The following is an 8,282-nucleotide window of genomic DNA, read 5'->3' as shown; positions in this document are numbered from 1 at the left end:
AGCTGGTCGAAGTAGTCGACGATCTTGGCCCACTCGGTCAGGTGATAGTCCGCCCCGATGGAGTAACCAAGCACGCTTTCGGGGGTCGGAACGGCCGCCTGGGCCAGCGCCGGCTGGCCAAGGACGAGGACCAGCGCGAAGACGACGGCGACGAGCCCCTTCCGCTTGGTTCGGATGCTCATTGGCTAATTCACCTCCGTGGAGTTGTCGCGTCCTCCGGTCCCGTTGGTACGGACACTGCGGGAGGGCGTCCGACCCGGACCGCGCTCACCTCCTCACGGGCGGCGCCGGCGGCGTTGAGTGGCCGAGGCGGGGGGCCGGCGGTTCCAAGAAATCCCATCCGATATTGGCCTTTCTTCAGGGAGGGGGCGGTTCCTACGGTGGGGGAGTGACTTTCGTCCAACGAAATGCGACAACGGGGCGACCAGTGTCGGAGGCCCAAGACAAGGAGTCTACTCTCCCTGGGCCGACAATCCGGTTGACGGGTCCATGCAACGGTTGCTATAATTTTCTTAAATCTACCGAACGTTTGGTAGAGGCCGAGCGCCCGACGCCGCGTACCCCGATCCGGCATCCGTGATGAGCTTGATTCTTCTTGGGGAGGGCTGGTGGGTGGGGCATTTCATCTTTGGCGACGAGCATGAGCAATTGCGGCGGTCGGTCCGGCGGTTCGTCGAACGGGAGCTGGCTCCGCATGCCGACGAGTGGGAAGAGGCCGGGGGGTTCCCCGAAGAGGTCTTCAGGAGGCTGGGGGCTCAAGGGTTCCTCGGCCTTCGCTACCCCGAAGAGTATGGCGGTCAGGGCGGGGACTACTACACGGCGATCGTCCTCGCCGAGGAGTTGGCCGGCTGCCGCTCCGGCGGCCTGGCCACGGCCGTCGAGGTCCACACGGAGATGGCCACTCCGCCGATCCACAAGTTCGGGACCGATGAACAGAAGCGGCGCTTCCTCGGCCCGGCGATAAAGGGGGAGAAGGTCAGCGCCCTGGCCATCACCGAACCCGAAGCCGGGTCGGACGTGGCGGCCATCCGGATGTCGGCCGTCAGGGACGGCGATAGCTACGTCCTGAATGGTTCAAAACGCTTCATCACCAATGGTTGCCGGGCCGACTTTGTCGTGGTCGTAGCCCGCACGGACAAGGAACAACAATGGGCCGGGCTGTCCCTCTTCATCGTCGAGAAGGGGACCCCCGGCTTCGCCGTCGCCCGACGCTTGGAAAAGGTCGGATTACACAGCTCGGACACGGCCGAACTGGTCTTTGAAGACTGTCGGGTACCGGCCGAGAACCTGCTGGGGCAGGTCAATCAGGGCTTCTACCACATCATGTGGGAACTGCAGGGGGAGCGGCTGATCGGGGCGGCCGGCTCGGTCGCCGGCGGGCAGCGGGCCCTCGACCTGGCCATCAAGTATGGCGGCGAGCGGATCCAGTTCGGGCGGCCGGTCGGCAAGTTTCAGGCCAACCGTCATCACCTGGCCGAGCACGCCACCGCCCTGGAGGCCGCCAGGCAGTTGGTCTACGCGACGGCGTGGCGGGTCCAGAAGGGCGAGTACCCGGTCAAGGAGATCTCCATGTGCAAGCTCTTCGCCGCCCGGACGGCCTTCGCCGCGGCCGATTTCGCCTTGCAGTTGCACGGCGGGATGGGCTACATGATGGAGAGCGAGGTTCAGCGGATCTGGCGGGACGCCAGGGCCTGGCGGATCGCCGCCGGGACCGACGAGGTCATGCTCGAGGTGATCAGCAATGAGTTGGGTCTGTAGAAGGGGGCGGGGGCGGTGGAAGGGGTGGGGTCGGCGCGGGGGGCCTCGTCTTTCCTCGATGGCCTGAGGGTCCTCGACCTGACCCGCCTCTTGCCGGGCGGAGTGGCTTCGTGGCTGCTGACTTCAATGGGAGCCGACGTGGTCAAGGTCGAGGAGCCGACGACCGGCGACTATCTTCGCGGGATGCCGCCTCTGGGCCCCCGGGGCAACCTCTACTTTGAGCACCTCCACCGAAGCCAGCGCAGCCTGGCCGTGGACCTTAAGGACCCGAGGGGGCGGGAGGTTCTGATGGCCCTGGCCTGGCGGGCCGACGTCCTTCTGGAGGGCTTCCGGCCGGGGGTCATGAACCGTCTGGGCCTCGGCTTCGACGAGCTGGCGGGGGCCAACCCCGGGTTGATCTACTGCTCGCTGACCGCTTTCGGACAGGGCCCGGGGCCGCGTCAGACGGCGGCCCACGACCTGAACATCCTCGGCCTCTCCGGGCTCCTGGCCTATCTGACCGATGGGGCCGGCCGCACCTTGCCTCCTCCCATCCAGCTGGCCGACGTGGCCGGCGGCGGGCTCTTGGCCGTGGTCGCCGTCCTGGGGGCCCTGGTGGCCCGCGGCCGGACCGGGCGAGGTTGCCATCTCGACGTCGCCATGCTCGACGGCTTGAGGATCATCGGGGTCCTCCAGCGGGCCGAAGGCGCGGGCAGCGGCCGCTACCCGGGACCCGACGGCCTGCCCCTGGCCGGGAACCTGGCTTGTTACAATGTCTACTCGACGGCCGACGGGGGGACCATGGCTCTCGGCGCCCTGGAGCCGAAGTTCTGGGCGGCCTTCTGTGCCGGAGTGGAGCGTCCGGCCTGGGTCGACCGTCAGTTCGGCCCGTCCGCCCAGCAGCGGGCCATGACGGCCGAGGTGGCCGCGGTCTTTGCCGCCCGCACCCGGACCGAGTGGGAGGGCTTCGCCGCCCTTCACGACTGCTGTCTGACCCCGGTGGTGCCTCTGGCCGAGGCCGTCGGCGGGCCGATGGCCGCCGGACGACCTCCGGACGACGGCTTTCCCGTGGCGGTGAGGGGAGGGAGTGATCCGGCCGGACCCGTCCTCGGTCCGAGGCCGGCCCCGGCCCTAGGCCGGGATACCGCCGCTATCCTGCAGGATTTGGGGATTTCCGCAGCGAACATCCGGGCGTGGGCCCAGGCCGGAGTGATCCGCACCTGAACGACCGGGGGGGAAAGCCGATGAATCCCGGCAAGTCCGAGGAGATCCTGTCCGCCGCCATCCGGTTGTTCCAGGAGAAGGGCTACCACGCCGCATCGATGCAGGATCTGGCCGACGCCGTTGGTCTGCAGAAGGGCAGCCTCTATCACTACATCACGAGCAAGGAGGACCTTCTCGGACAGATCGTCACCAGGTCGCTCGCCCGCTACATCGAGGAACTGCAGGGGATCGTCGAGTCCGACCGCCCGGCCCGGGACCGCCTTCGCGAGGCGGTCCAGGCGCACATCCGGATCATCGCCGAAAACCTCGGCATGTTGACCATCTTCCTGCGCGACAGCCAGGCCGCCCTGGCCGCGGAGCAGAAGACGGCGGAGGAAGAGGGCGGCAAGCGTTACCGTCTCCTCTTTGAGCAGATCATCCGGGACGGGGTCGACTCCGGGGACTTCCGGCCCCTCGACACGAAGATGGCCGCCCTGACCATCATCGGCGCCTGCAACTGGACCTATCGGTGGTTTGACCCGGAGGGCCGCCTCGACCACCGGGAGATTTCCGACCTCGTCTGGAGCTTCTTCTACGAAGGGCTGAAGCGGGGTTGACAGGGGAAGAAGCTTGGACCACTAAGAGGACCATGGAGGATCGACTTTGCCGACTTCCGACGAAATGAACCTCGGGATCGTCAGGATCCCCGTGCCGACGCCCTTTCCGGTCGGGCCCGTCAATGTCTACCTGATCCCGGGAAAGCCAGTGACCCTGATCGAGGCCGGGCCCTTGACCGATGAAGCCTGGCGGACCCTGGGCGAGGCCGTGGAAGAGCGGGGCCATCGACTCGACCAGGTCGAACAGGTGGTCATCACTCACCCGCACCAGGACCACTGCGGCCAGGCGGCCAGGGTGGCCGGGGCCGGCGGGGCGGGGATCGTCGCCCACCGCCTGACCCGCGACTACTTCGAGGACTACGAGGAGTATTGGCGGAACCGGGCGGCCGACTTCACCCCGTTGATGCTGAGGATGGGCGTGCCGCCGGAGGTCAGGGCGGTGGCCGGGCGGGCCAGCCGTTGGGCCTCCAAGTTCGGCACCGGTGCCCGGATCGCCCGGTACGTCGACGAGGGGGAGATCATCCGCACCGGAGCCGGGGACTTCGCCGTCCTTTACACCCCCGGGCATGCCCGCGCGGCGATCTGTCTCCACCGCCCGCAGGACGGCCTGCTGATCAGCGGCGACACCCTCCTCAAGGAGATCTCGTCCAACGCCCTGATCGAAGAGAACGGCCAAGGTAACGGCGGCTATCACAGCCTGGCGACCTACCTGGGGACCCTGCGCCGCCTGGCGGCGATGGAATTCTCGGTCATCCTTCCCGGCCACGGCCAGGAGATCACCGATCACCAGGGCTTGATCCGGTCGCGGCTGGCCTTCCACGAAGTCCGCAAGGACACCATCCTGACCGAGATGGGCGAGCGGGAGAACACGCCCTTCGAGGTCTGCCGGAAGCTCTTCCCGGACCTGCCGGCGGCCGCCCTCTTCCTGGGGCTGTCGGAGGTTTTCGGACACCTGGAGGTCCTCGAGGACGAGGGCCGGGTGGTCAGGCGGGAAGACGGACCGACGGTCGGCTTCAAGCGAGTTCTTAGGGGGTGAAAGTCTCACGGCCTCGGCGCCGGTGATTTGTTGTCATGGCCCGGTCCTTCCCAGAAGAACAGAGCATCGGGAGGGGAGAAGAGAAGATGGTTACCACCAAGGAAGTCTTCGCCGAGATCGGCGTCAAGATGGCTCAGAACTCCGGCCGGCTGGCCGGCCTGAATGCGATCTACCAATTCGTCCTGAGCGGTGAGGACGGCGGGACCTGGCAGGTGAAGATCGCCGATAGCAAGGGCGTCATCAGCGAGGGCACGCCGGACAAGGCCAACTGCACGGTGACGATGAGCGTGGCCGACTTCAAGGACATGGCCGCCGGCAAGCTCAACGGGACGGCCGCCTTCATGAGCGGCCGGTTGCGGATCGCCGGCGACATGGCCTTGGCGATGAAACTGCAGACGCTTATCGGTTGACCAAGGTCTTCGGCTAAGGAACGCCTTCCGGCCGGCCCCGGCGGGGGCCGGCCGGAGGGCTCTATACTGGAGGGATGAGCGTGTTTTCCCTCGCTGGTAAGGTGGCCCTGGTCACCGGGGGATCGCGCGGGCTCGGGCGGGCGGATGCCTTGGCTTTGGCCAAGGCCGGGGCCGACGTGGTCATCACCGATATCCTCATCGAGAGCGACCAGAGTCCGGAGGCCGACCGATACGGACCCCTGGCTCAGATGATGCGGTCAGGAAACGTGGTCTACGCCGAGAAGACCTCGGCGGCCATCCGGGAGATGGGCCGCCGTTCCTTCGCGATGAAGCTGGATGTCACCGATCCGGTCCAGATCAGGGAGGTCTTCGACCGCGTCAAGGCCGAGATGGGCGGCCTTCACATCCTTGTCAACAACGCCGCCACGCTGGATCACATCGGGCAGATCGAGAGCCAGAGCGGCGAGTTCTGGGAGCGGGACCTGAGGGTCAACCTGACCGGTACCTTCAACTGCTGCAAGGCTGTCTGGCCGATCATGAAGGAACAGAACTGGGGCCGAATCATTAACCTGGCCTCGGTGGCGGGGACCCTGGGTGGGTTCGGGCAAGCCAGCTACTCCTCGACCAAGGCCGGGGTCATCGGCCTCACCAAGACGTTGGCCCTGGAAGGGGCGAAGCACAACATCAACGCCAACGTGGTCGTCCCGGGAATCATCGCCACGGAGGCCTTCAACTTCACCAACCCGAAGGCCCGGGAGCGGATGATCGCCCGGACGGCCTTCCGCCGGCCCGGCGAGCCGGACGACGTCGCTCACGCCATCGTTTTCCTGGCCACTGAAGAAGCAAGATACATCACCGGCGTCGCCCTCAACGTCTCAGGAGGCATCGAGCTCTTCACCTTCTAGAGTCAAAGGGAGGACTGGTGCCCGTGGTTGATACTTACGTGGTCGACGCCGTCAGGACACCCTTCGGCCGGCGGCGGGGTTCGCTGTCGCAGACCCGCGCCGATGAGCTGGCGGCGGCCAACCTGCGCGGCCTGGTCACCCGCTCCGGGATCGACCCGGCCCAGGTCGAGGACGTCATCCTCGGCTGCGTGACGCCCCTTGGCGAACAGGGATTCAACGTCGCCCGGGTGGCCCTGCTGATCGCCGGGTTCCCGGTGGAGGTCCCGGGGGTCCAGGTCAACCGGATGTGCGGCTCGAGTCAGCAGGCCGTCCATTTCGGGGCCCAGGCGATCATGGCCGGCCAGATGGACCTGGTCATCGCCGGCGGCATCGAGGCGATGAGCCGAGTGGGGATGGGCTCGGACGGGGGCGACTTCAGCCAGCGCTTGACGGACAAGTATCTGATGGTCCCGCAAGGGATCTCGGCCGAGATGATCGCCGACAAGTGGAACCTGAGCCGGGAGGACCTCGACCGCTTCTCCCTGGAAAGTCACCGCAAGGCGGCGGCGGCCCAGGACGCCGGTCGGCTGGACCGGGAAACCATGCCGGTCGAGACGACCTTCGAGGGCCGACCGGTCACCGTGGCCAAAGACGAGGGGATCAGGCGGGAGACCTCGATGGAGAAGATGGCCGCCCTGCAGCCTTCCTTCAAGACCGACGGTAAGGTGACGGCGGCCAACGCGAGCCAGATTTCCGACGGCGCGGCCATGGTTCTGCTGGCTTCGGAGAAGAAGGCCGCGGAACTCGGCCTGACGCCGATCGCTCGGATCGTGGCCACGGCCGTGGTCGGGGTCGACCCGACGATCATGTTGACCGGCCCGCTGACGGCCACCCCGAAGGTCCTCAAGAAGGCGGGTCTGAAGCTCCAGGACATCGACCTCTTCGAAGTGAACGAGGCCTTCGCTTCGGTGCCCCTGGCCTGGCTGGCCGAGACCAAGGCCGACCCGGCCAGACTCAATGTCAACGGCGGGGCCATCGCCCTGGGGCATCCTCTGGGGGCCAGCGGGGCGCGGCTGATCATGACCACGGCCTACGAACTGGAACGGCGCCGGGCCCGCTACGGGTTGGTGACCATGTGCATCGGCCTGGGCCTGGGCACGGCGACCATCATCGAACGGGTTTCTTGGGGCGGGTTTCCTGACGGCGGCTGAGTCCGACTGGAAGGGGACGGCGCCCGCGGGCGTCGTCCCCTTCCAGTCTCGTCCACACCTGGCCTCCGGCTAGTAGCCGTATTCCCGGCCGAGCTCTCGACGGCCGGCATCGGTCAGGGCGTAGAGACCGTTGGACACCTTGTCGACCAGGCCCAGAGCGACCAAGCCCTCGAGGACCGAGGTCAGCTCGGCCAGGTCCTTGATGGGGGCGTAGTCCCGCAGGAGAGCCGCCGTCCAGCGGCGATTGCCGCCGCCGATCATCCCGTGGAGGACCGAGAGGTGAGCCTGATTGAGGGGACGACCGTCCGTAGCCGGGTTCCGGTCTTGGCTGGTCAAGAGGTGAGGCCTCCTCAGCGTCCGCCGTCGTCGGGTGCACTTCTCTCCGACAGGGTAAGATAACCTGCAGACCAAGGGCCTTTTTCCAGACTTCGGCTGACAACCCTCGACGATCAAGGCCTCAGTTTCCATGAAGGGAGACGGTGAAGTGGCCGGGTTGTTCACCCCGTTGACGGTCAAGGGATTGACCTTCCAGACCCGCATCGTCATGCCGCCGATGGCCAACAACATGGCCCCTCCCGACGGCAGCGTCACCGACCGCCACGTCGACCACTACACGGCCAGGGCCGGCCGGGACGTCGCGGTGATCATGGTCGAGCACTCCTACGTTCGCCCGGACGGCCGGGCCGGGGAACGCCAGCTGGGAATCTACGACGATGCCCTCATCCCGGGCCTAAGCCGCCTGGCCGAGGCCGTCAAGCGGGCCGGTTCGCTGGTGGGGATCCAAATCACCCACTCCGGCAGCCGGACGACCTCCGGGGTCGCCGGCCGGACGCCGCGCGGTCCGTCGAACGTCGTCGTCCCCGGCGACAAGGAGGTGCCGGAGCCCTTCCCCGCGGAGGAACTTCCCGATATCGTCAGGGCCTTCGGCCAGGCCGCCCGGCGGGCCGTCGAGGCCGGGTTCGACCTTATCGAGATCCATGGAGCCCATGGTTATCTCTTGAACGAGTTCCTCTCGCCCTACACCAACCGCCGCGAGGACGGGTTCGGCGGGAGCCCGGCCAATCGTCTGCGCCTGCCCTTGGAAGTGGTCAGGGAGGTCCGGCGCCGGGTGGGTATGGACCGGGTCCTGATGTTCCGCCTCGGTTCCGACGACATGCTTGAGGGTGGCCTCCATTTGGCCAATG

The 8,282-nt window shown here is 67.0% G+C and carries 10 protein-coding genes; 8 read left to right on the top strand and 2 right to left on the bottom strand.

Annotated elements, in window-relative coordinates; translation table 11 throughout:
• A partial coding sequence (locus tag VGL40_03610; GenBank protein HEY3314357.1) for a hypothetical protein occupies positions 1 to 182 on the bottom strand: 182 nt, incomplete at its 3' end.
• A 397-nt stretch (positions 183 to 579) separates the two neighbouring features.
• Here VGL40_03610 and VGL40_03605 point away from each other — a divergent pair.
• The 7 genes from VGL40_03605 to VGL40_03575 all read left to right on the top strand — a co-directional run bounded on the left by VGL40_03605 (position 580) and on the right by VGL40_03575 (position 7,098).
• Entirely contained in the window at positions 580 to 1,758 is a 1,179-nt protein-coding gene (locus VGL40_03605) for an acyl-CoA dehydrogenase family protein (protein ID HEY3314356.1), read from the top strand.
• Positions 1,759 to 1,773: 15 nt separating this feature from the next.
• Positions 1,774 to 2,961, top strand: coding sequence for a CaiB/BaiF CoA-transferase family protein (locus VGL40_03600; GenBank protein HEY3314355.1), 1,188 nt, complete (start codon positions 1,774 to 1,776; stop codon positions 2,959 to 2,961).
• Between the two features lie 20 nt (positions 2,962 to 2,981).
• Positions 2,982 to 3,557 (top strand): TetR/AcrR family transcriptional regulator, encoded by a 576-nt coding sequence (locus VGL40_03595; GenBank protein HEY3314354.1) that lies wholly within the window; start codon positions 2,982 to 2,984, stop codon positions 3,555 to 3,557.
• Positions 3,558 to 3,603: 46 nt separating this feature from the next.
• Positions 3,604 to 4,593 carry an MBL fold metallo-hydrolase gene (locus VGL40_03590; GenBank protein HEY3314353.1) on the top strand — a complete coding sequence of 330 codons (990 nt, stop codon included), beginning with the start codon at positions 3,604 to 3,606 and terminating at the stop codon, positions 4,591 to 4,593.
• 86 nt (positions 4,594 to 4,679) lie between these two features.
• A complete protein-coding gene (locus VGL40_03585) occupies positions 4,680 to 5,003 on the top strand; it encodes an SCP2 sterol-binding domain-containing protein (GenBank protein ID HEY3314352.1) in 324 nt (107 codons plus the stop codon).
• 74 nt (positions 5,004 to 5,077) lie between these two features.
• On the top strand, positions 5,078 to 5,908 hold the full coding sequence (locus tag VGL40_03580) for a 3-oxoacyl-ACP reductase family protein (protein HEY3314351.1): 831 nt from the start codon (positions 5,078 to 5,080) through the stop codon (positions 5,906 to 5,908).
• A 23-nt stretch (positions 5,909 to 5,931) separates the two neighbouring features.
• Complete coding sequence (locus VGL40_03575; GenBank protein HEY3314350.1) at positions 5,932 to 7,098, top strand: thiolase family protein; 1,167 nt, start codon at positions 5,932 to 5,934, stop codon at positions 7,096 to 7,098.
• A 69-nt stretch (positions 7,099 to 7,167) separates the two neighbouring features.
• Here the strand turns inward: VGL40_03575 and VGL40_03570 are convergent, their stop codons facing one another.
• Positions 7,168 to 7,434: a hypothetical protein gene (locus VGL40_03570; GenBank protein ID HEY3314349.1), complete on the bottom strand. Its 267-nt coding sequence runs from the start codon at positions 7,432 to 7,434 to the stop codon at positions 7,168 to 7,170.
• Between the two features lie 148 nt (positions 7,435 to 7,582).
• On the opposite strand from VGL40_03570, the gene VGL40_03565 reads away from it, so the two are divergent.
• The coding region (locus VGL40_03565; GenBank protein HEY3314348.1) for an NADH:flavin oxidoreductase at positions 7,583 to 8,282 on the top strand (700 nt) is incomplete at its 3' end.

Source organism: Bacillota bacterium (assembly GCA_036504675.1).
Classification (GTDB): domain Bacteria; phylum Bacillota; class Sulfobacillia; order JAJYWN01; family JAJZPE01; genus DASXUT01.
The sequence above is the reverse complement of the archived record's forward strand: the minus strand, read 5'-3'. Positions and strand labels throughout refer to the sequence as shown.